We start from the raw sequence: 20870 nt of genomic DNA on the forward strand, positions 1-20870 counted from the left end.
CGCCTACCGGAATGCAGCGCGACGGGATGAGGGGTTATTTGATGGAAAGCACCTTCACGCGGTCGGTGACTGCGGAGGCGGATACATAGCCCAGTGCACCCGGTGTCTTGGCGACATACTCGATCATGGCTGCCTCGTCGGCGGCCTGCATCGGCATGAAGCCCTTGCCGGTGAAAACCAGTTTCTTCCAATATTTTTCAAACTGGTCGGCGGAACGCTGCGCATAGGTCTGCATGACCGAATCATGCGCTGGTCCGGCGGTGAGCACGGCCAGCTTGATGAGGCCGCCGCCGTCCCACTTGGTTTTGTTACCCAGCAGCACAGCTTTGAGATCGTCTGCTGAAAGCGACGCATCGGCACCTTGGGGATTGACGATAAAGGCCACGTCGTCAGCGCGTGCCGCGGCGGTCATGCCGAGCAGAAGAGCGAGGAATAAAAAATAACGGGACATGGAATGGTTGGGTTGAGGTGAAGGTCGCAACTCACGCTTAGAAGCTGAGGGTCGTTTTCAGCACCAAGTAGTTCCACGTCTTGTCTGACGCACCGGGATTAAGGTCGCCGGAAGAACCGAGATTATTAATGCCGTCCATGAAGTGGACTTCGGCTTTCACTAACCACCAAGGTTGGATCGCATACGAAGCGGCGAAGGCGGCATCTTTGTCGACCCCCGATGTCTCATAGTCGCTGTAGCAATAGTAGACGCCGAAACCAAGCTTGTCCGTGGCCTGATAGGTAAGCTGCGCATAAGCGTGATCCTCGGTCGAAGAAGAGCTCGGCACAGGAAAATTGGTCACATCAACCGTTACGTCGGAATGTTTGTATTCGACGGTGGCGATCCATTTTCCCCGGGTGTATTCAATCGATAAAACCTGCGCCTGGTAATCTATCTCGGTAATCGCAGGACCGGTTTGACTGTCGATCTTCGGAGCTTTCTGAAACGTATAACCGAAGCGAAGTCCGTCGACCGGAGCATTCCAGACCAGCGAGGCACCATAGACCTGCTGGATGTCCAGCTTGCTGGAACCCAAACCCTTCATGAAGGGCATGTCTTTATCCAACGGCTGCATCATGCCGGCATAGGCTTGGTAATCAAAGCTGCCGGCTTTCCCGCCGGGAATGTTTCCATAAACCGAAGCACCATCGTAGTTGGCACCGAACGAACGGCCCGCGCGCGGATAAAAATTAAGCGGAAGGGAGGCAAAAACACGAACCTGATCGAGGTCCTGCACTTCGTTATAAAAACCGCTGGGGAGTTTGTTGCGCCCCACACGCACACCGACTTCTTGCCGGAAGGAGTAGTCGATATTGGCGAAATCCACTGTCAGATCCGAGTAGCCCGCGAGTTCGTAGGCGTAAAGCTGGGCGGCCAGTTTGAGGCCGTTGTCGAAACGTTTCGTTCCGTTGACCGTCAGTTCGGTCTGATTCAGATCAAGCGAGTCCTTGGTATCGCCGATGTAGTTATAATCAGGCGAGTAGGAAGCCGTGGAACTCAGGGAGCCGTGAATGGCGACACCACCCATGTCAACGGCGTGCGAGGAAAGTGCGGAGCACGCCGTGACAAGAAGGGCGATATGACGACGAGAGTTGCGATGAATAAGGGTTTTGTAGGGATGCATGGATAGTTGGGTCGCACTCCATAACGACCCACCTCCCGCGTTCTTTAACTTAACCCAATGATGCAAAGTTATCTCTAAATCGAAATCGATACGGACCGATATGCTTCCAATTCAAATCTCATGAAACTCGGAACCAAAATCGTGCTCATCGCCATCCTTGCCATCGTCACCAGCGTCGGTGCGGGGCTGTATGTTCAAAGTCACATCATCCATCGGCAAGGCATCGAGCTCACCCGCGAAACCATGCGGACTGCGGTGATCGAGGCCGAAAATGTTCGGCAGACTATTTCCAAGCTCGGCAACAGTGGCGCCTTCGACCGGCCAAAACTACTTGCCGATTACAAGAAGTCCGGCGACCTCGAAGGGTCGGCACTTTATCGGACGATTCCGGTCATCGCGGCCATCCACGCCATCGAAAAAATCGCCGCTGAAAACCAGTGGGAATTCCGCGTGCCGAAGCACCAGGCGCGCAACTCCCGCAACCTGCCCACTGCCGAGGAAGAACCCATCCTCACCTTGCTCGAGAGCGGCTCCACCGCTGAATACTTCACGGTCGACAAAGCGAAAAACCAGATGATTTTCGCCCGTCCGATCAAGCTCACCGCCGACTGCCTCGCGTGCCACGGTGACCCAAAAAACAGTCCCACCGGCGACGGCAAAGACATCCTTGGTTACGCGATGGAGAATTGGAAAGAGGGCGAGGTCCACGGTGCGTTCCTCCTCAAATCCAGTCTCAATCGCGTGGATCACGTCGCCCGGGCCGGCATGATGCAGACGCTCCTCTGGGTCCTTCCGATCGCCGTGGTGATCTCTGCCTGCACCACACTCTACACACGGCGCCGTATCATCGGTCCGCTGGAATCTTCCATCGAGGTCGTCAACTCAGCCAGCGCCCAGACGTCATCCGCCGCCCGCGAAATTTCCTCCGCCTCGCAACAACTCGCCGCCGGTGCCAGCCAGCAGGCCGCCTCCCTTGAGGAAACCCACGCCGCCATTGAGCAGATCTCGGGCATGACCGCGCAAAACGTCACCCACGCACAAAACACCCGCTCGCTCGCCGGCGAGACCCGCGCCGCCGCTGATAACGGCACCGCCGACATGCAGGCCATGAACCGTGCTATGGACGAGATCAAGGCCGCCTCTCTCGGCATCGCAAAAATCATCAAGACCATTGATGAAATCGCCTTCCAGACCAACATCCTCGCGCTCAACGCCGCCGTCGAGGCCGCGCGCGCAGGCGAGGCCGGCGCCGGTTTCTCCGTGGTCGCCGACGAGGTCCGCGCCCTCGCCCAGCGTTCCGCCACCGCTGCTCGCGAAACCGCCGCCAGCATCGCCGACTCCATCCAGAAGAGTGACCACGGCGTCAGCATGAGCGCCAAGGTCACCGTCGGCCTCACCGATATCGCCGAGAAAGCCCGGCGCATGGACACGCTCGTTGCCGCCATCGCCTCCGGTTCGTCCGAACAGCACGCCAGTATCGCGCAGGTCAACGGCGCCATCGGCGAAATCGACAAGGTCACCCAGGTCAACGCCTCCGCCTCCGAGGAAACCGCCGCCGCCGCCCAACAGCTCAACGCCCAGTCGATCGAGCTCAATGCAGCCGTCGTCAACCTCTCCCTGCTCATCTCCGGCGCCGCCAAATCTTAATCGGATCCGCCCTCAAGTCGCGCCGTTTCCACCCGATACCTAAACACCATGATTACCAAAAAGCTCCGCCGGCTGCTCCTCGTTGCATTAGCCCCGATCCCCGCCCTGCTTCCCGCCGCCACAGTCGAGGAACGCCTGCAGGAACTCGAAAACAAAGTCAGCTCGCTCTCCACTGAAAACACCGCCCTGCGCCAGCAACTCGGTGTGGATTCCGCCAAAGGTTCGCCCGTCTTCATCACGGCATTCGGCAAGGAAAAGTCGCTCGCCGTCGGCGGCTACCTGCAATTTCAGGGTGAGTTTGGCGATTCGCCTGACAGCCGTTTTCCCGCCGAGGACCGCCTGCTCATTCGTCGCGCCCGACTCGGCATCAAGGGATCGTTCGTTGAGAACGTTGATTTTGTCATGCAGGCCGAATTCGGCAGCGGCACCCTCTCGCCGTCCGCCGGCTATCGTGCGCAACTCTCCGACGTCTACGTCGTCTGGAACAAGTTCGAACAGGCCAACGTCACCCTCGGCCAATTCAAAACCCCCTACGGTTACGAACAGCTCGCCGCGGATACCAAGCTGCCGCTCATCGAGCGCTCCTTGCCCAGCGACAAGCTCACCCTTTCCCGCCAGATCGGCGCGATGGTGTCAGGCGACTTCCTCGACAAACGCCTTCACTACGCCACCGGCCTTTTCAACGGCACCGGGGTCAACACCAATACCAACGACAACGACTCCTTCACCTACGCCGGTCGCGTCAACGGCGTGCTCGTCAACAAATCCAAGTTCAAGCTCACCGCCGGCACCAACGTTTTCCAGACCCACGACACGGCCACGGCCCCCGGTTTCACCGGCAGTCGCAGCGGTCTCGGCTTCGACCTGCAGGCGGCCTCCGGTCCGCTTACGCTCGCCGCCGAATGGCTGCAAACCAGCTCCGATCCCGATGTCGGCGCGAAATCAAAGTCCGATGGTTGGTCCGCGCTCGCCGGCTACCAGATCATTCCGAAAAAACTCCAGGCCGTCGTGCGCTACGAGACCTTCGATCCCAAGGACACGGTGGCTGGTGACAGCAGCGATCTTTGGACCCTCGGCTTCAACTACTTTCTCAAGGGGGACGAGCTGAAGCTCAGCCTCAACTACCTCCTGGGTGATCCCGCCGGCCCGCTCTCCGACCAGGGCCGTCTCCTCGCCCGCGTCCAGGTCATTTTTTAACCAAACCCCGTCATCTCTGAATCCATGAAAATCCGCATCCTCCTTCTCTCCCTCGTGCTGGGCTCCGGCTTGCTGCACGCCGCCGATATCGACGCCGCCACCCAGGAAAAAATCCACGCCAAGGTCGCCGAGATCAAAGCCTGGGCATCCGACCCCGCCCTCGCCGGAGCTGTCGCCGCTCAAAACGCCTCGCTCCCCGCCGACTATGCCGCGATGACGCAGGACAAATGGAAATCCCTCACCGTGCTCGACCCGTTCGTGCGCTCCTTCTCCAAGAATCCCGCCGGCCTCTTTCTTAAGTCCAAGAAGGCCGACTGGGTGGCCGAGGCGTTCGTCTCCGATGCTCACGGACTGAAGGTCGCCTTTCTCTCCAAGCCTTCCGGCTGGATCCACGCCGGCAAGCCCAAGCACGACCAGCCCATGGCAGGCCATGACTGGCAGGGCGCCGTCGAGCTCGACGACTCCACCGGTCTCCAGCAGGTCCAGATCTCCGTGCCGGTCATTAAAGACGGCGCCGCGATCGGTGCGCTGGTCGTCGGAGTCGCCCTGTCCAAGCTGGAATAATCCCCCCATCCGCTTTGCGGAGTCCGCCTATGAAACGTTTCAGCCTGCCCCTTCAACTGGGTCTCTACATCGCCGCTTCCGTCCTGCTCACCCTCGCCGTGGCCGCCGGTTTGTATTCACTGGTTCGTTACACACAGAGGGACTCCGAAGGACACATCGACATCATCCGAACCAGCAAGGACAGCGCCTATCGCCTGCTCGAGGAATCCTCGCTGGCCCATGCCGCCCTCAACACCTCCCTGCGCATCAAGGACCCGGACGAACTTGAGTCGGCGCTTGCCAAACTCAAGACCGGCACCGAAGCGATCAACGCGCTCATCACCACCTTCGGTGAACCGGGAACTCCCTTAAAAACCGCCTACGGGCGGGAGACCGAGGCAGGGACCAAAAGCATCGGGTTTCTCCTCGCCGGTGAAAACGCCCGCGCGTTTGAAAACCTTCTGGAAGCGGTCAATCCCGCCCACGACAGTTTCCTCAGCGCGTTGAAGGCCTACAATGACCTCTGCGACGCCCGCGTGCGTGAGTCGGAAAACGAAGCCGCCGTCATGCTCGCCAGACGTCTCAAAATCGTCTTCAGCCTCTCTGCCGCCGGTCTGCTCATGATCATCGTGCTCGGCTGGTTTTTCCGCCGTCGCATCACCGCCCGGCTGCGCGTCGTCACCACCGAGATCGCCACCGCCGCCGATCTGGTGGCCAGCCATGCCAGCCGTGCCGCCGAGATGAGCGAGACCCTTTCCCGCGACGCCTGCAGCCAGGCCGCTTCCCTCGAGGAAACCAGCGCCTCGCTCAACGAGATCAGCAGCCTGTCGAAGGCCAACCACGAGCAGTCGCAGACCGCCGCCACCGTTGCCGCGGAAGCACGCTCCGCCGCCGAAGAAGGCACCCGCGAAATCGCCGCGCTCCAAATCGCCATGCGCGACATCGAGTCTTCCAGCGACGCCATCGGTAAAATTATCAAGGGCATCGACGAGATCGCCTTCCAGACCAACATCCTCGCCCTCAACGCCGCCGTCGAGGCCGCCCGCGCGGGTGAGGCCGGCGCAGGGTTTGCCGTCGTCGCCGACGAAGTGCGCGCCCTGGCCCAGCGCGCCGCCGCCGCCTCTCGCGACACCGCCGATCGTATCTCTGAATCCATCGAACGCAGCCGTCGCGGTGCCGCCCTCGGCAATCGCGCCGCCAAATGCCTCGAAACCATCGTCAGTCGCGCCGCCCAGGTCGACGATATCACCCGCCAGATTGCCACCGCCCTCAACGAACAGGATCAGGGTATTCATCAGGTGAATGCCGCCATCAGCCAGATCGACACCCTGACCCAGTCCGGAGCCGCCAACGCCGAGCAAGGCGCCGCCAGCGCGACCGAACTCCAAGGCCAGTCCGCAATCCTCGGCAAATCTGTCGTCACCCTCGAACAGCTCGCCGGCGTCTCGGCTGCGGCCACGACCTGATTCTTGGCGTGGCAGATGATTCTGCGCGAGGTTCTCACGCACGCTCCCGCCCGGCTTGAGCCTGTGCTCAGGTTCGCTCGGGGGTTGGACGTCAAACATTTCAGAATACACCATAAAACCATCACGATGCGCTCAACTTCTTAATCGACGCGACGAACATAAGGGCAAACCACACCGGGATAATGCAGTCGATTAGGCTGCTTTCCCAGGTGCCCACCTTATCATCATGAAAAACTGGACCATCGGAAAACGTATTATTGTCGGCGGGGGCACTCTCCTTGCCCTCTTGCTGATTGTCGCCGCCATCGGCTTCACCGGGCTTGAACGCATCCACACAAAAAGCATCGAATCGCTCAAGGAGGATGCGATCCCCGGCATCACCAACATCGCCGAAATCGCCACCAATACGCTGCGCGCCCATGTGCGCATGCTCACGGCGGGCACGGCGACGACTGTTGAAGCCCGCGAACAAAACCTGGCCACCATGGGCAAGCTTGCCACGGAGATTCAAGGCTTCCTTGAAACTTACGAAAAATACATAACCCAGGATGAGGACCGGAATAACTTTGAACTGCTCAAAAAGAAGCGTGAAGCCTACGTTCTGGAGCGCGCCCGCTACGTCGAACTGGTGCGTGCCGGCAAGCGTGACGAAGCCCACGCCTTCGCCGCGGAAGCGCTGGAGAAAACCTACGGAGAGTATCGCGACCTCACCCTGCTCATGCTTCACTTCAACGAAGATAATGCCGCGAAGGCAACCGACGATTTGGTTTCCATCGCCCGCCGCTCCGTGACCGCTTCGCTCATCGTCGCCATCGCCAGCCTGGCCATCGCGCTCGCCTTGGGTTGGATCATCATACGCAGCATCAACCGTGCGCTCCGCGAAATGGCGCAGACGCTCGACGACGCCTCCTCGCAAGTCGGTGCCGCCGCCGCCCAAGTCTCCGCCAGCAGCCAGTCCCTCGCCGAGGGCTCCAGCGAACAGGCCGCCAGCTTGGAAGAAACCAGTTCGTCCCTCGAAGAGTTCTCTTCGATGACCAAGCGCAACGCCGACAACGCAACCTCCGCCAAATCCCTCTCCGGTGAGACCCGCGCCTCCGCCGAGACTGGCAACACCGACATGACCGAGATGCGCCAGGCCATGGACGCCATCAAGACGTCCTCGAACGACATCGCCAAAATCATCAAGACGATCGACGAGATCGCCTTCCAGACGAACATACTCGCGCTCAACGCGGCCGTCGAAGCCGCGCGCGCCGGCGAAGCCGGTGCCGGATTCGCCGTCGTGGCCGATGAAGTGCGCAACCTCGCCCAACGCTCCGCCCAGTCCGCCAAGGAGACTGCCAGCAAGATCGAAACCGCCATCCAAAGCGGCGAACACGGTGTGCGCATTTCCGACAAAGTCGCCGCCTCACTCGGCATCATCATGGAAAAAGCCCGCCAGGTAGATGAAATCGTCGCCGAAATCGCGGTCGCCTCCCAAGAGCAGACTCAAGGCATCAGTCAGATCAACACCGCGATGAGCCAGATGGACAAAGTCACCCAGTCCAACGCCGGCAGCGCCGAGGAAACCGCCGCCGCCGCCGAAGAGCTCAACAGCCAGGCCGCCGTGTTGCAGGACAACGTCAGCCAGCTCCGTCATCTCGTCGGTGGCACCCAGGCGTCCCCCGTGCCCTCCACGCAAGTTCGCCCGACCACCAAAATCGGCACCGCCCGCGGCCACGCCATGCCCGCCTGATCTCGCTTCGCCAACCCGCAGACAAAAAAGGCCGGACGTCATAAGTGACGCCCGGCCTTTTTATTCATCAAATTATTTGCCGCGTTTTGCGTTCAACCCCCGCTTTCCACGGTGCAATCACGAGACGTGACAACTAATGTCATTCTTGCAGCGCGCACTATTGGGCCGGATTGGTGGATTCAGGAAGTGGGCTGATTTCCATTTTATCGATCAAGCCCTGCGCAACAGTGAACCGATGCCCAACGTGGACATCGGCCAAGATTGTCCCCGCCAAGTCGCGAACAACCTGATGAACATCGACTAAAATCCTTCCGTCATCTTCCAGATAAAATGCTACTGGATCCACGTGTGGGTTGATCTCGCTCCATTGCTCCGTCCAATAAGCACGAATTTCTTCCGGCCCACGGACAAACCCACCCTTAAACGCTTTCGGCCAAGCTACATCTGGTTTCATGGTAGCGAGAGCAGCGTCGATGTCTCGCGCGTTGAATGCGGTGTAGGCCGCACGGAGCAGTGCGATTTCTGATGCAGATGGATTTGGCATAGGCGAAGCGCTGAAGGGATATAAAAGAGGCTAAATGACGACTGCCTTGCGAAATGCTTTAGATCAGACATGACCGTAGCCGGCGTGACAGTGCGGGTCATTGTCTGTAACGACTGGTTGGGCTCCGTTTTCATTTCTTCTCTAATTCGTAAAATGGTGTTTTGGAGTCTATTTTATATAGCTCACCGCCGTCCTTCAGGCTTCTGAATACATCAGGTAAAGGAAGTAGAGTATCTAAATAAGTCAGTGATTCTTTTCCGTCTAAGACGAAAAGACCGGAGCGTCCCGCCCATGTGCTGCAAAATCCACATAAAGTAACCATCCCGCCTTTATTGTCACCTTTCACAATCTCGACCAGATATCCAGGCGAATGACCACAAAAGGGGACGTCGTTGCTTCGGGATAATTCTTTCTTTAATAATTCGGCCAATTTTTCCGATTCTTTAAGCGTAAGATCACGGGTGCCGATTACATCTGCCTGCTTGTCGCCGTAAAATGTAGGCATGAATTTTTCGGTGAATCGAACACCGCGTGGATCAATCGCATAGACGCGATAGCGGATCGATTCCGCTTTTACTGCGGAGATCAATAGAACGAATAAGACTAAAGCTCGAATTTTCATTATATTGCCTACCGTTCTGGGTCAGACATGCGGGCCCTGTGCTATCGCATTCATGGGGAGCGTAAACCGCATTGTCTGTAGCCGCTGGTTGGGCTCCGTGGTTTTCATTTCTTTTCTTCGGTGAAAATTTGGACTTTCACATCGACTGTCCATGACTGTGGTTTTGTGGGAAATGGATTCAGGAAAAATGAACTGTATTCAGAAGCCTCTAATAATACATCGAAATGACTCTGATCTAATTTGGTGATGGTTCCTGTGATCAAACTCTTACTTGAATTCCCTTCTCCGCCACTCTTTCGCTCTCGCGTAAATATTAATGAACTATCGCTTCGGCTTCTTACGGTGACAGGTTCGACCCACATTGGCGGCCTGTCATGATAGCCTAAAACTAGATAAAAAATTTGGGTCTCTGGGTCTTTGCAGATAGAGAAAAAATCTGGCCTATTCGGGTTCGTTGAGACGCCTTGAAGCAGCGTGTTCTCGACAATAGAAGAATTCGCGATCCATTCGGGCGGAGAACCTGAATAGGAAAATACCCCAGAATGCATATCGAAAGGCCCTAAAAATACCACTGGGTGAATCTTCTTTTGAGTGGGCGCGCTACATCCAGATATGAAAAATACTGTAAGCGCCAGAATTGATACGATTATTTTCATTTTTTGCCCAACGTTCCGGGTCAGACATGCCGAGCCAAAGACTTTAAAAGCTGAAAGGGGAAGCGCCGAGGTATTGTCTGTAGCCGCTGGTTGGGCTCCGTGGTTTTCATTTCATTGGTTCACAATTAAATACAACCGTTCGAAATGTTGCTTCTCCATCCATATAAATACGGATAAAGTCATAAGATCGCTCTGGCTCTCGTGGCCATGCTGAAAGAATCTTTCTTATTTCCGCTTCATCGGCATATCGGGCCATATAGTAAAGCCGACCAGTGGATTCATTTTCTAGTGATATAGAAAACACTCGAACTGGCTTTTTAAAATCCGACTGCGCGATTTTCGACTGCGCGATTTTCAAAGCAGCATCGAATTGGAGGATTTCTTCTGCGCTGCAAAATGTCGACAACGAAATAAATAACAGGGTGATGAGTGATTTCATTTTATTGCCCAACGCTTTAGATCAGACATGCGGTTTGCTGGCGCGACGGGTGCGAAGCAGCCGGCGTGACAGCAAACTGCATTGTCTGTAACGCCTGGTTCGGCTCCGTTTTCATTCGTCTATTCCGATGGTTATGATCTTCGCAACCGGAACAGCGGCAAAATAGGATACAGCACCAGCTGCCAATATTGGCAGAAATGCGCCAAGGGCCATTCCTGCCATGCCGCTCATCATCAGCGCAGTAATTAGCAGTGCAACTGCCCCATAACCTAGGAGAAGAATTCCGATAGATCGGAAAATACAAACGAGAACTTTTTGGTATCGTTTCATGATTTTTATTTTGCCGAACGTCAAAGATCAGACACGACCGCAGCTGGCGCGGTGCGTGCGACAGCACGATCCGTGACAGCTGTGATCGTTGTCTGTAACGACTGGTTCGGCTCCGTGGTTTTCATTTGATTCTGATGTATGAAATTACGCTTTCAGGATTTTCCCATTCGGAAATCGGCTTATCGCTCCACTCAAGCACGACCTTGTAGGTAACTTTATGGTATTTCTCTTTCATCTTTTCGATAGCTTCTTTCCCGATTGTTTGGCCGCCCACCTTTTCTTTTCTTCCTTTTTGTGCGGCACTAAACCAGCCGGAGCCAACAATAGAACTTTGATCGAGATTCCAAGAGCCATCGCCATCAGTAGACCAGCCTTCGCAAATTATAGTGAATCTTAGCGGAGCACCTGAGTCATTAAAGCAACTGACGACTAACGACCCATCGGACGCAGAATATGATTCTGAGCGTGGTGCTCCCAGCAGGAAGGACGGCAAGAGTAGCAGTAGAGTTAGGTATTTCATGTTTTATTGCCCAACGTTTCGTATCAGACATGCCGAGCCGGAGACTTTAAATGCTGAAAGTGGAGGCGCCGAGGCATTGTCTGTAGCCGCTGGTTAGGCGAGTTTGATTTTCCCGACTCTTTCTTCGAATGATCCATAAATTGCGACATCGGCTCCGTAGAAGCCCTGTAACGTGGAGATCCTGAGCAGGGTGCGCTGAATCAAACTACTCAAATTTGCCGGAATGCGGCGCGCATCCTCTCCAAGCCAATCGATAAGGGCGATGTAGCAACTCGCGCCATCAGGGTCCAGAGCGCTATCATCCGAGAGCAAGTAGCGCGAATAGGCCTGAAGGTAATAGCAGCATGGGATAAATGGCATCCACATAACATCCTCCTGATAGAGCATCGAATTCTCGCCGAACATCATTTCCGCTTCTTCTAGCGATTTACCAAAGAAATGTTTGTGGGCGGAAGTCGTGTCCAACGTCCACTCCTCGCTGTGCCATTCTGATTCGCGTGGCAGCTTGGTGAGCAAATCACTGGGCAATACTTTCGGAAGGCGCATTTTTTTGCCTAACGCTTTAGATCAGACATTTCGTGCGGTGGCACACAAAGCGGCTCCGCCGCGACTGTGACAGTGCACGAAATTGTCTGTAATGACTGGTTCGGCTCCGTGGTTTTTATTTTCCAAAATCATGAGGTCTGCTTTAGCTTTCGATAGGCAGCTAATAGTCTTCCGCGATTACCCCAGTCCTCCGTCTCATCCTCGACTTTTGGATTTATGAAAGTCCCATCATCAGATATGATAGGAATAGACTCTAATCCCATCGCTGCGGCTGCTTTTTTCTGCTCCGGCGTTTCGCTTCGAATGCCAAGCATCTCTTTTGTATGCATCCAGTCGGCATCGAAGACCTGTTCGAATGCGGCGATAAACTCTTTTGTTTCGGGGCTCATAATTTTGCCGAACGTTATCGGTCAGACATTTCGTGCGGTGGCACACAAAGCGGCTCCGCCGCGACTGTGACACTGCACGAAATTGTCTGTAACGACTGGTTGGGCCTCCGTGGTTTTCATTTTTTGGGTCTTCTATCGGGCCAATCCCACGCTTTATGATTCAGTCGCTTATCTGGAGGAAGTGGACCAAAAGAAAAGGTGGAGGCTGTAGAAAGATACTTCTGCGGTATTTCTTCTCTTTCAATAAAAGCTTTGATGATAATACGCGCATCGCGCATTTGGAGAACCTGGGATGTATCAACTTCGATATAGCCATCCATACTCTCAATTCCGGTTTTTACGCCTGTGCAGATACTGCGGCCCCAAGTCAGATGCTTAAAATTGCGTTCTGAGTCATAGGTTCTCGTTTCAATAGTAAGTTGATTTTTGGACCCCGCGCATTGGACGTAGCTGCCATCCTTCAGCTCAAAAACGATGAAATCGGGGCCTTTATTTGCGAAGTAGGATAATCGGGATAAAACGATCTCCCAGTCGTATAGAAATATGACTCCACCGTTCGCTGGATGGAGGAGGACTTTTCCCGGGAATGGCATTTTATTTTTTGCCCAACGCTCAAGGTGAGACGCGATCTGCGCTGGCGCGGAGCGTGCTGCTCGGAGCACGATCCGTGACAGTGAGGATCGTTGTCTCTGGCGCCTGGTTCGGCTCATTTTTATTCTTCAATTTGATTAAAATCCAAAAAAATCGGCCGCTCTCCGTTCCGAATCTATTTACTTGGTAGTAGTAGCCGGGTTCGGCCGGTGCGTCTACTCTCACGTCCTTCTCATTTTCCTTCCAGCTAAGATTAATCGATTGGTTGGGATTTCCGACAAATCCCCCCACGTCGTTGTAAGGGCCCTCCGAAGGCCCTCCATACCTAACGACTGTGGCTGCTTCGGTATTATATTGGGCCAAGATCTCGGCCTGACTGCGCCCGACGAACTCGCTGCGGTAGCAGCCTGATAGAGCAATCACGGATGCGATAAAAATAACTACGTTTTTCATTTTTGCCGAACGCTTTAGATCAGACATTTCGTGCGGTGGCACACAAAGCGGCTCCGCCGCGACTGTGACACTGCACGAAATTGTCTGTAACGACTGGTTCGGCTCAGTTTTCATTTCTTCTCCTGAAGTATCAACATGAAGCTACCGCGATCGAATGCATGAAAGTGCTCTGTTTTGCATATCCTCACAAAATGCCCGTGGTATACCGCAGGCTGCGTCGAGCTTAGCGATCCAATATACGTGCTGATCCAAACCCCTTCGCGGCCCTTAGTCTTACGTATCACTGAAAAGGAGCTCTCATCCTTTTCGATTACGGAAACCTTCCCATCGCCCTCCTTGATAATAACTAGACCTTCCGGGTTAACTTCGATGACAATCGATTCCGATTGCGCCAGCGAGATAGCTTGATCGTTCAGCTGCCCCTGCTCAACCAGCAGATATGTGCCAGGCTGAATCTGTAGCACTGGCTGAGGCGGTGGTGGTTCAAGCCCATACGAACTCGTATATAAAAGAATGCTAAGTAGTAGGGCTGTGATTTTCATATTTTTGCCGAACGTTTGAGGTCAGACACGACTATGGCTGGCGCGGAGGCTGCGCAGCAGCATCCGTGACAGCCATAGTCGTTGTCTGTAGTGACTGGTTGGGCTCCGTGGTTTGAAATACTATAGACTCCCGATTGGTCATCAGCATCGCGAAATAAGATGCTGCCGCGTGGGCATCGGAAAATAAATTCTGATTCCGCTCCGAAACTTGTCTGAATATATGTGCGACAAAGCTGGTTCTTTCGGTGCACACGGCAGCTATAAAATGCGATGCCGTGATTTCTTTCTTTTTGCCTTGTTTGGCCCAGCGTCCCGCACGCTCTAAAATAAATTGAAGGCGGGGAGTATGGGGCAACGTGACAGGAATCGGCCTTCCGGTGATAACCTGGGCTCCCTTTTCGAGCTCGGCCCAAAATGCGCCCTGATCAATAGGCAACTGACGAAGTATAGCGGCGGCATGGCTTGATTCTGGCAGATCTCGCAGACTAAGAAAAACATGCTCAACGCCAACATAATCATGCGAATAACGCCGAGCACGTTCATGGGCGGCTTTGATAACCGTCGAAAGCTCTGAGCTGATCTTTGGCTTAAAAAAGTGTGCGAACGGGTTCATTATTTTGCCCAACGTTTGAGGTCAGACACGAATCGCGCTGGCGCGGAATGTGCAGCTCGGAGCACATTCCGTGACAGTGCGGTTCGTTGTCTGTAGTGATTGGTTAGGCTCCGTTTTCAACTTCTTGAAGAATTTGGATTAACTTAGCGGGATAGCTTCTGATTTCCTCGTTGGATTCCTGCATATTTCGTAACTCCCGTCGCACGCCAAACCAATATTTTAGTCCTAAATCTTCTGAGTATTTAGTGGATTCGATATCCTTATAAAAACCCTCAAGCTGCGTGATCTGCCCGTTGCATGTGACTATTGCGGACTCAATACTCTTCTTGTATCTGGGGTCTCGTTTGCTAGACGCCAACTGCAGGGCGGTCTCGAATGATTTAAGATGTGATCTAGCCTCGATGATTTGGAGTCGAATGCCACTGAGTGTATCGTCGCGCATTTGCTCAAAGACCTGCTCTGTCTGGAGGCTGCCCATCGAGCGACTTTCGTTCCAAGCCAATGCGGATATTATCAGGGCGCCGAAGGCTATGATATTTGAGATATTTGGCTTGGTCATATGCTTTATGCCTAACGCTTTAGATCAGACATTTCGTGCGGTGGCACACAAAGCGGCTCCGCCGGGACTGTGACACTGCACGAAATTGTCTGTAACGACTGGTTGGGCTCCGTAGGTTTTCATTTCTGGGCGAGCTTTAAATACACGATTATCGGGAAAATCGAGGACAGTGAAAATATGACACCTGCCGTAACTAAAAAAACATCCTGAAATCTAATTCCTCTGAATAAGCGAGATTCGCTAAAACTGATGGGGTCAAAATACACATCCGTCACATCCCCCCTTCTTAAATAAACACATTCCGGATTTGTTCGAGGTCGATATCAGGGAATTCCATTTTCCGGTATAGGCTCTATCATCAACGACATAATGATACTTAACCTTATACTCTATCGCAATTCGTGATCGTCCTTTGCCTTTGGTTCGGTGGGATTCTTCGGATACCTCCTCAATCAATCCATTGGTTTTTGGCCACTTGCGGGAAGCGAGCGCGCGCTTGACGTCCGGAATTCCTGCGTAGATCGCAATCACGCCAAATGCGACGAATACGAAAGCGATCAAAATGGCGGCGGATAATGGCATTTAATTTTTTGCCCAACGCTTTAGATCAGACATTTCGTGCGGTGGCACACAAAGCGGCTCCGCCGCGACTGTGACACCGCACGAAATTGTCTGTAACGACTTGTTAGGCTCCGTTTTTGTTTTCAAAGGATATACGATTAAATCCGAGCTTTTTCAGATCGTCTAGTATCCGAGTAAATATCTGAAAATCATCAACCTCCATGATGATCTTAATGACTCTGGTTCGATCTTCGTTAGTCAGCTTTTCTTTCAGTTCCGTCACCTTGAATCCTGCGCCATCAAGCGATATCTCACCTGCTGATCTGACCCTAATAAATATCGGTTCCGATTTTTCTGGATCTGGCTTTGGTAGAATTGAATTGGGGACTAGCGAGCTATCTATGACGACTTCTTTCTGCTTAAGATCGATAACTGTCTTCGCTCCGATTTTGTGCGCTTCGCGCATGTCGATGTATGCAAATACACCGACGATCAATAGCGCCACTGCGCCTAGCGATATCCAAATCATTTTATTCATTTTGCCTAACGACTAAGATCAGACACGACCGCAGCTGGCGCGGAATGTGCGGCTCGGAGCACATTCCGTGACAGCTGTGGTCGTTGTCTGTAACGCCTGGGTAGGCTCTATAGTCATTCGATGACTAGGGAGATACACAGGCGAGGGTTTGGTGGTTTGGGTGGATCGAAATTGGATCGAGGCGGTGCCGCTGGGTTCGGACTTGAGAAACGTAAGAAGGCTTCGCCCCGTGGCTTCCACGCTTGCGGTCTGTCTTTGGTTTGAATTTCCGACTTTCATATAACTCTGGCTACTCGCTCGCTGCTTCCGTGAATTCCGTTTTGCCTACCGTTTGAAGTCAGACACGAATCGCGCTGGCGCGGAATGTGCGGCTCGGAGCACATTCCGTGACAGTGCGGTTCGTGTCTGTAGTGACTGGTTGGGCTCCGTTTTCATACGGTGATACTGCCATCGAGCCATCCGGAAATCAGCGATGCTCCGTCCTTCGCTTTCCACACGAACTCACGATCAATCGGATAATATGCGAAGATGCCTTCTTCTTCTTTTTTGACGGCGAAAGAAATGCCATCGACTCCAGGGCCGCCAACTTCGAGCCAACCGCCATCTTCATGTAACTTCCAATCTGCGGACGTGCGCAGAAGCCAATATTGTTCGGTCGCAGAATAGAATCCAGCTTCGGGTATCTGTCTGACAGAGAAGGCTTCGAATGCGCTCATTTTATTTGCCCAACAGTGTTATTCGCACAGACTCAGTGCGGCTTTTGCAGGTTTTTGGAAAGAGGGCAGTAAGCATTTTCTGGTTTGTAAGTCATTGAATTCTAAATGGGTAATTTTCGGGTGCGGCTTTTGCCGGGTTGATATCTGACCGGTAAAACCGGGACTCGACGTTGCGGTGTCCTCAAGGCTGACACGGACTTATTTTCATCTGAGTTGCGACTTTAAAAACTAAATCGCGAGCGGCAATTCGCTATGTCCGGGAGTTTGAAGGCACACGACAAAGGCCGGGCATCCAAAGAAGCGCCCAGCCTTTGTCTCCCCCCGCCTGAAAGCACACTGCGGTTATGGCGCCGGTTTGGGCGGCGCGACGATCTTGGGCAGCGCGAGTTTGGGTAGGGCGGCTTTTTGTCCGGGGGCCACGGCGGCGGATTGGTTGGTCGCGGCGATGTCGGCGAGCACTTCCTTCCGGAACACCGGCACCTCGCGCGGGGCGGAAATACCGATCTTCACCGTGTCACCATCGATGCGCGATATGCGGATCTCGATGTTGTCACCGATGACGATCGATTCATTTACCTTGCGGCTGAGAACGAGCATGGCGGATGGCGTTTAGCTGGCGGTGACGAGCGGGTGGCGGACGTTGAAGCGGGCATGGTTGGACAGCACCACTTGCTTGGCAAGACCCGTGCGCCGGTTGATCACGAGCGGACTGACCAGATTGACCGTCGCGGTGGCCGGCAGGGAGCGACTCACCGTGACGATATTGAGGATGAGCGCATCTTCGGGACCGGTTATGCCGAGAAAAGCCGCATCCTCGTCAAAGAGCTCCAACTCGTAATCGGGAATGACGCCGCCCGGCTCGATCACGACGAACTGGATCGTCTCGGGCCCGTGCAATAAGAGCCACCGAAACGGCGCCTGCTCGGGGTCGAGCAACAGTTCGAACGATTTGAACTCGGAGAAACCGATCAGCCCTTGAGGCAAGCTGAAGCTCGGAAACGGGGCCTCGGGGGACGGGGCAACCAGGGAATCGGAAGTGACTTTCATGGTGTCGGGAAAAAATTAACGGAGATAATCGAGTAGGGAAAGGTTCATGATCTTACTGGCGGACGCGAGAGCCGCTTGATACGAGGTCGTGGTCTGGCTGAGTTTGACCATGGTGCCGGCGAGATCGGCATCGGCCTCGGCGGAGGCGAGGTTCTCCAGACTGTCGGCACGCGATGTTTGCTGGGTCTTGGCCACATCGAGCCGCAGCTGAATGGCGCCGTTTTCGCTGATCGCACCCAGGATCGTGTCGGTCGAACCCTCCAGCCCTACTCCCGCGGCATGCACCGTGGTCGTGTCGTTGACGTTGAGCGCATCGCGCAACGCGACCAGCCGGTTGATCAAATCGCGGATGCCCTCGTTGGTCGCACCATCGGTGCGCGGAGCAATCGTCGCAGTCTCCGAAAGCGGGATCGAGGCCCGCTCCAGATTGCCGGCGTAGGTTGCGGCGGTGATCTGACCGGCGCCATCGCGGGCCACGGTGAATGGCGCGGTGTCGAGCGCGGTGCCGGCAAACAGATAGTCGTTTCCAAAGCGGGTGTTGCCCAGATGCACGGCCTGTTCGAGCAGCTGGTTGACCTCGGAGCCATAAGCGCGCGCCGATTCCAGGTTCAACACACCGCCGCCCAGCGTGGAGAGTTCGCCGGCGCGGGTGAGCAGATTATTGAGGCCGGTGAGCCCGCTGTAGCTCGCCTGCGCGAGGTTCGTGCCGACATCGATGTTTCGTTTATACTGGAGGATCTGGCTCTGCTCGTTGCCGATCGAGAGCATGCGCCCCATCGCAGCGGGATCATCGGAAGGGAGGAAGATGCGCTGATTGGTCGAAACCTGTTTCTGCAACTGGGCCTGCTGCGTGCCCAGTTTTTGCAGTTGGGAGATGACGTTTTCCGAGGTGCTACGAGTGGGGACGCGCATAAAATAAGGTGGTGGGGAAAGTTTAAGTTGAAGGGGACGGAAGCGGAATCAGGCCGGAGGGATGGGGCTTAAACTTAATCTTTTCGCTTAATGAGCCGGGCTTCGCTCAGGCGCCGAGCCGGTTGACGACGGTGTCGAGCAATTCGTCGATCACCTGGATGAAACGGGACGAGGCCTGGAAAGAGCGTTGGTATTTCACGAGGTCGGCGAGTTCTTCATCCATCGAGACGCCGCTGACCGAATCACGCTGGGTGGTCACGATGCTCTGAATGTTGATCTGGTCGTCGTATTGATCGGAGGTGCGCGCCGAGATGGAGCCGAAGTTACTGACCATACTGGCGTAATACTGCGCGAACGTGCCGTCGATGGCGTCGCCGCCGGCGGTGGTGAATTTCTTGCCGGCCAGCTGCGCGACGGCGAGCGCCAGTGTATTGCTGCCGGCCGCGCCGCCGTCGGAAGCTTTGAGATTCGTCGCTGTGAGTCCGGCCTGCAGTTTGATGGTGCCGGCGGTGGTTCCGGCAGAGGCGAAAAAATCGCCGGTGGCGCCGGTTGGATTGTAGGCGGCATTCACCGAATCGACGAGTTGGCCCGCCATGTTGTCGAGCTGGTCGCGCAGCAGCTGCACGGTGATGTCACGGGCCTGAAGATTGCCGTGAATAGCACCGGCGGTCACATCCACGGTGGTGGCCGGACTACCGGCCGTGAGCGCGGAACCGGTGAGCGTGACCGGGCCGGTGACCGCGGCGAGCTGCACCAACGGAATCTCGGTGCCGCCGGCATCGCGCACATACACGTCGATCTGACCGGCGGCGGAGGCCGAAGAACGTGTTTCAAAATTAATCTTGGTCGCAAGTTTTTCGAGCGCGGCCTGGCGTTGATCGCGCAGATCGGCGGCGGAGCCCGGGGTGTTGATTTCGAAATGGCCGATCTCGCCGTTCAACTTGGCGATGGTCGAAAGCAATGTGTTCACTTCGCCCACATCGGTATCGAGTTGTTCGGTGAGATCGCTCTGGAGCTGGTCCAGACGCGTGTCCACCTGCTGCAAGGTGTCGGTGAGGATCGACGCCTGTTGCACCAACGTCTGGCGCACGCCCATGTCGGTCGGGCTGGTCGCAAACGAATCAAACGCGGAGAAGAAATCGCCGAGCGCACCGGCTATGCCACCACCGGTGGATGAAGATGTGGAGCTGGCGCTGGCGGAACGATCAATGGACTGCCCCAAGGCGGCCTCGGCTTTTTGGTAAGCCGACTGGCGCGATGAAAGCGACGCCGTCAGCGCGATCTCCCTTGCGGCCTGGCGATCCAGCAACGTGTCGCGGATTTGCTGCACCTGCTTCGCCTCAACGCCCAGTGACTGCGCGCCGAGCGGAGTCTGCACCGTGCCGCGATCACCCAGCAAAACGCGCTGGCGGGCATAGTTGGCGTTGTTGACGTTGGCGATGTTGCGACCGGCGGTCTCAAGGGCACGCGACTGCGCGTTGAGGGCTTTGACACCGGAGGCGAGACTACCGAAGAGGCCGGACATTGTTTTTTAAATTTGAAGTGAAAAGAGAGCGAAGAGCTGTGAAGACGTGCGCCTTTAACCGGCGGCCTGCCAGGCGGGTTGTTCGCCGCCGATGCTCACCGAGCCGTGCGGAGAATAGGTTCGCGTAAACGCGGCCGGGCGCAGCGCACGCAGCGTGTCCTGATGAATCTCCATCGCGCGATGGATCATCTGGTGGTTGCGCTTCACGCCATTGCGGACGCGGCGGATGAGGTGGTTGATCTCGTCGATCAACGCGGAGAGCAACGGGCGCACCTCGTCGGGAAAGAGCGAAAGGAGCTGACGCAGCGTGGAGGTCGCCGGCTGTTTTTTGGATTCCGCAAAGTGCTGCACCGCGTCTTCACGACGGTCACGCAGCTCGGCGGTGACGCGCACCTGCGCCTCGATTTCGTGGGCGTAGGACAGCACGGCATCGGGATCGCCGCGCAGGAGATTATCCTGTTGTTCGGTGAAGAGCTGCAGGAGACCGCCGTAGGCTTGTAGCTCGGAGCGGAGGTTTTCGACGAGGATTTCCCAGTCAGGATGCATGAGGAGGAATTTTTAAA

Annotated in this window: 27 protein-coding genes; 5 read left to right on the forward strand and 22 right to left on the reverse strand. The window is 55.3% G+C overall.

Annotated elements, in window-relative coordinates:
- Positions 1–34: 34 nt before the first annotated feature.
- Positions 35–451 (reverse strand): substrate-binding domain-containing protein, encoded by a 417-nt coding sequence (locus FPL22_RS04675; RefSeq protein ID WP_144228942.1) that lies wholly within the window; start codon positions 449–451, stop codon positions 35–37.
- Positions 452–488: 37 nt separating this feature from the next.
- Positions 489–1616 carry a hypothetical protein gene (locus FPL22_RS04680; protein WP_144228943.1) on the reverse strand — a complete coding sequence of 376 codons (1128 nt, stop codon included), beginning with the start codon at positions 1614–1616 and terminating at the stop codon, positions 489–491.
- A 120-nt stretch (positions 1617–1736) separates the two neighbouring features.
- Here FPL22_RS04680 and FPL22_RS04685 point away from each other — a divergent pair, with 120 nt between their 5' ends.
- From FPL22_RS04685 to FPL22_RS04705, 5 genes are all read left to right on the forward strand, one after another.
- Positions 1737–3263, forward strand: coding sequence for a methyl-accepting chemotaxis protein (locus FPL22_RS04685; protein WP_144228944.1), 1527 nt, complete (start codon positions 1737–1739; stop codon positions 3261–3263).
- A gap of 48 nt (positions 3264–3311) precedes the next feature.
- A complete protein-coding gene (locus FPL22_RS04690) occupies positions 3312–4460 on the forward strand; it encodes a porin (RefSeq protein WP_144228945.1) in 1149 nt (382 codons plus the stop codon).
- Between the two features lie 24 nt (positions 4461–4484).
- Positions 4485–5024 carry a hypothetical protein gene (locus tag FPL22_RS04695; RefSeq protein ID WP_144228946.1) on the forward strand — a complete coding sequence of 180 codons (540 nt, stop codon included), beginning with the start codon at positions 4485–4487 and terminating at the stop codon, positions 5022–5024.
- A 29-nt stretch (positions 5025–5053) separates the two neighbouring features.
- The gene (locus FPL22_RS04700; RefSeq protein WP_144228947.1) at positions 5054–6469 is read left to right on the forward strand and encodes a methyl-accepting chemotaxis protein; all 1416 of its coding nucleotides are present in this window, start codon (positions 5054–5056) and stop codon (positions 6467–6469) included.
- A gap of 226 nt (positions 6470–6695) precedes the next feature.
- Positions 6696–8204 (forward strand): methyl-accepting chemotaxis protein, encoded by a 1509-nt coding sequence (locus tag FPL22_RS04705; protein WP_144228948.1) that lies wholly within the window; start codon positions 6696–6698, stop codon positions 8202–8204.
- A 157-nt stretch (positions 8205–8361) separates the two neighbouring features.
- On the opposite strand, the gene FPL22_RS04710 is transcribed toward FPL22_RS04705, so the two are convergent.
- From FPL22_RS04710 to FPL22_RS04810, 20 genes are all read right to left on the reverse strand, one after another.
- Positions 8362–8748: a nuclear transport factor 2 family protein gene (locus FPL22_RS04710; RefSeq protein WP_144228949.1), complete on the reverse strand. Its 387-nt coding sequence runs from the start codon at positions 8746–8748 to the stop codon at positions 8362–8364.
- Between the two features lie 130 nt (positions 8749–8878).
- Positions 8879–9337 (reverse strand): hypothetical protein, encoded by a 459-nt coding sequence (locus FPL22_RS04715; protein ID WP_144228950.1) that lies wholly within the window; start codon positions 9335–9337, stop codon positions 8879–8881.
- A 137-nt stretch (positions 9338–9474) separates the two neighbouring features.
- Positions 9475–10026, reverse strand: coding sequence for a hypothetical protein (locus FPL22_RS04720; RefSeq protein ID WP_144228951.1), 552 nt, complete (start codon positions 10024–10026; stop codon positions 9475–9477).
- A 106-nt stretch (positions 10027–10132) separates the two neighbouring features.
- Positions 10133–10465, reverse strand: a complete 333-nt coding sequence (locus tag FPL22_RS04725) for a hypothetical protein (RefSeq protein WP_144228952.1) — start codon at positions 10463–10465, stop codon at positions 10133–10135.
- A gap of 111 nt (positions 10466–10576) precedes the next feature.
- Positions 10577–10795: a hypothetical protein gene (locus FPL22_RS04730; RefSeq protein WP_144228953.1), complete on the reverse strand. Its 219-nt coding sequence runs from the start codon at positions 10793–10795 to the stop codon at positions 10577–10579.
- Between the two features lie 121 nt (positions 10796–10916).
- Positions 10917–11315 carry a hypothetical protein gene (locus FPL22_RS04735; RefSeq protein ID WP_144228954.1) on the reverse strand — a complete coding sequence of 133 codons (399 nt, stop codon included), beginning with the start codon at positions 11313–11315 and terminating at the stop codon, positions 10917–10919.
- A 93-nt stretch (positions 11316–11408) separates the two neighbouring features.
- A complete protein-coding gene (locus tag FPL22_RS04740) occupies positions 11409–11861 on the reverse strand; it encodes a hypothetical protein (protein ID WP_144228955.1) in 453 nt (150 codons plus the stop codon).
- 128 nt (positions 11862–11989) lie between these two features.
- Positions 11990–12250, reverse strand: a complete 261-nt coding sequence (locus tag FPL22_RS04745) for a hypothetical protein (protein ID WP_144228956.1) — start codon at positions 12248–12250, stop codon at positions 11990–11992.
- 116 nt (positions 12251–12366) lie between these two features.
- Entirely contained in the window at positions 12367–12912 is a 546-nt protein-coding gene (locus FPL22_RS17660) for a hypothetical protein (RefSeq protein ID WP_162525193.1), read from the reverse strand.
- Positions 12863–13408, reverse strand: a complete 546-nt coding sequence (locus tag FPL22_RS04755; RefSeq protein ID WP_144228958.1) for a hypothetical protein — start codon at positions 13406–13408, stop codon at positions 12863–12865. Before FPL22_RS04755 ends, FPL22_RS17660 begins: the two co-directional genes overlap by 50 nt.
- Positions 13405–13836: a hypothetical protein gene (locus FPL22_RS04760; protein ID WP_144228959.1), complete on the reverse strand. Its 432-nt coding sequence runs from the start codon at positions 13834–13836 to the stop codon at positions 13405–13407. Before FPL22_RS04760 ends, FPL22_RS04755 begins: the two co-directional genes overlap by 4 nt.
- A 31-nt stretch (positions 13837–13867) precedes the next feature.
- Complete coding sequence (locus FPL22_RS04765; RefSeq protein ID WP_144228960.1) at positions 13868–14449, reverse strand: Clp protease N-terminal domain-containing protein; 582 nt, start codon at positions 14447–14449, stop codon at positions 13868–13870.
- Between the two features lie 103 nt (positions 14450–14552).
- Complete coding sequence (locus FPL22_RS04770; protein WP_144228961.1) at positions 14553–15008, reverse strand: hypothetical protein; 456 nt, start codon at positions 15006–15008, stop codon at positions 14553–14555.
- 685 nt (positions 15009–15693) lie between these two features.
- Positions 15694–16107, reverse strand: a complete 414-nt coding sequence (locus FPL22_RS04780; protein WP_144228963.1) for an ExbD/TolR family protein — start codon at positions 16105–16107, stop codon at positions 15694–15696.
- A 431-nt stretch (positions 16108–16538) separates the two neighbouring features.
- Positions 16539–16823 (reverse strand): hypothetical protein, encoded by a 285-nt coding sequence (locus tag FPL22_RS04785; protein ID WP_144228964.1) that lies wholly within the window; start codon positions 16821–16823, stop codon positions 16539–16541.
- 342 nt (positions 16824–17165) lie between these two features.
- Positions 17166–17420, reverse strand: a complete 255-nt coding sequence (gene csrA / locus FPL22_RS04790) for a carbon storage regulator CsrA (RefSeq protein WP_144228965.1) — start codon at positions 17418–17420, stop codon at positions 17166–17168.
- Positions 17421–17432: 12 nt separating this feature from the next.
- Positions 17433–17870, reverse strand: coding sequence for a flagellar assembly protein FliW (gene fliW, locus FPL22_RS04795; protein ID WP_144228966.1), 438 nt, complete (start codon positions 17868–17870; stop codon positions 17433–17435).
- A gap of 15 nt (positions 17871–17885) precedes the next feature.
- The gene (locus FPL22_RS04800; protein WP_144228967.1) at positions 17886–18782 is read right to left on the reverse strand and encodes a flagellin N-terminal helical domain-containing protein; all 897 of its coding nucleotides are present in this window, start codon (positions 18780–18782) and stop codon (positions 17886–17888) included.
- Between the two features lie 106 nt (positions 18783–18888).
- Complete coding sequence (gene flgK / locus FPL22_RS04805; protein ID WP_144228968.1) at positions 18889–20307, reverse strand: flagellar hook-associated protein FlgK; 1419 nt, start codon at positions 20305–20307, stop codon at positions 18889–18891.
- 54 nt (positions 20308–20361) lie between these two features.
- Positions 20362–20853, reverse strand: a complete 492-nt coding sequence (locus FPL22_RS04810; protein WP_144228969.1) for a flagellar protein FlgN — start codon at positions 20851–20853, stop codon at positions 20362–20364.
- Positions 20854–20870 lie beyond the last annotated feature (17 nt).

The organism is Rariglobus hedericola (assembly GCF_007559335.1).
Taxonomy (GTDB): domain Bacteria; phylum Verrucomicrobiota; class Verrucomicrobiia; order Opitutales; family Opitutaceae; genus Rariglobus; species Rariglobus hedericola.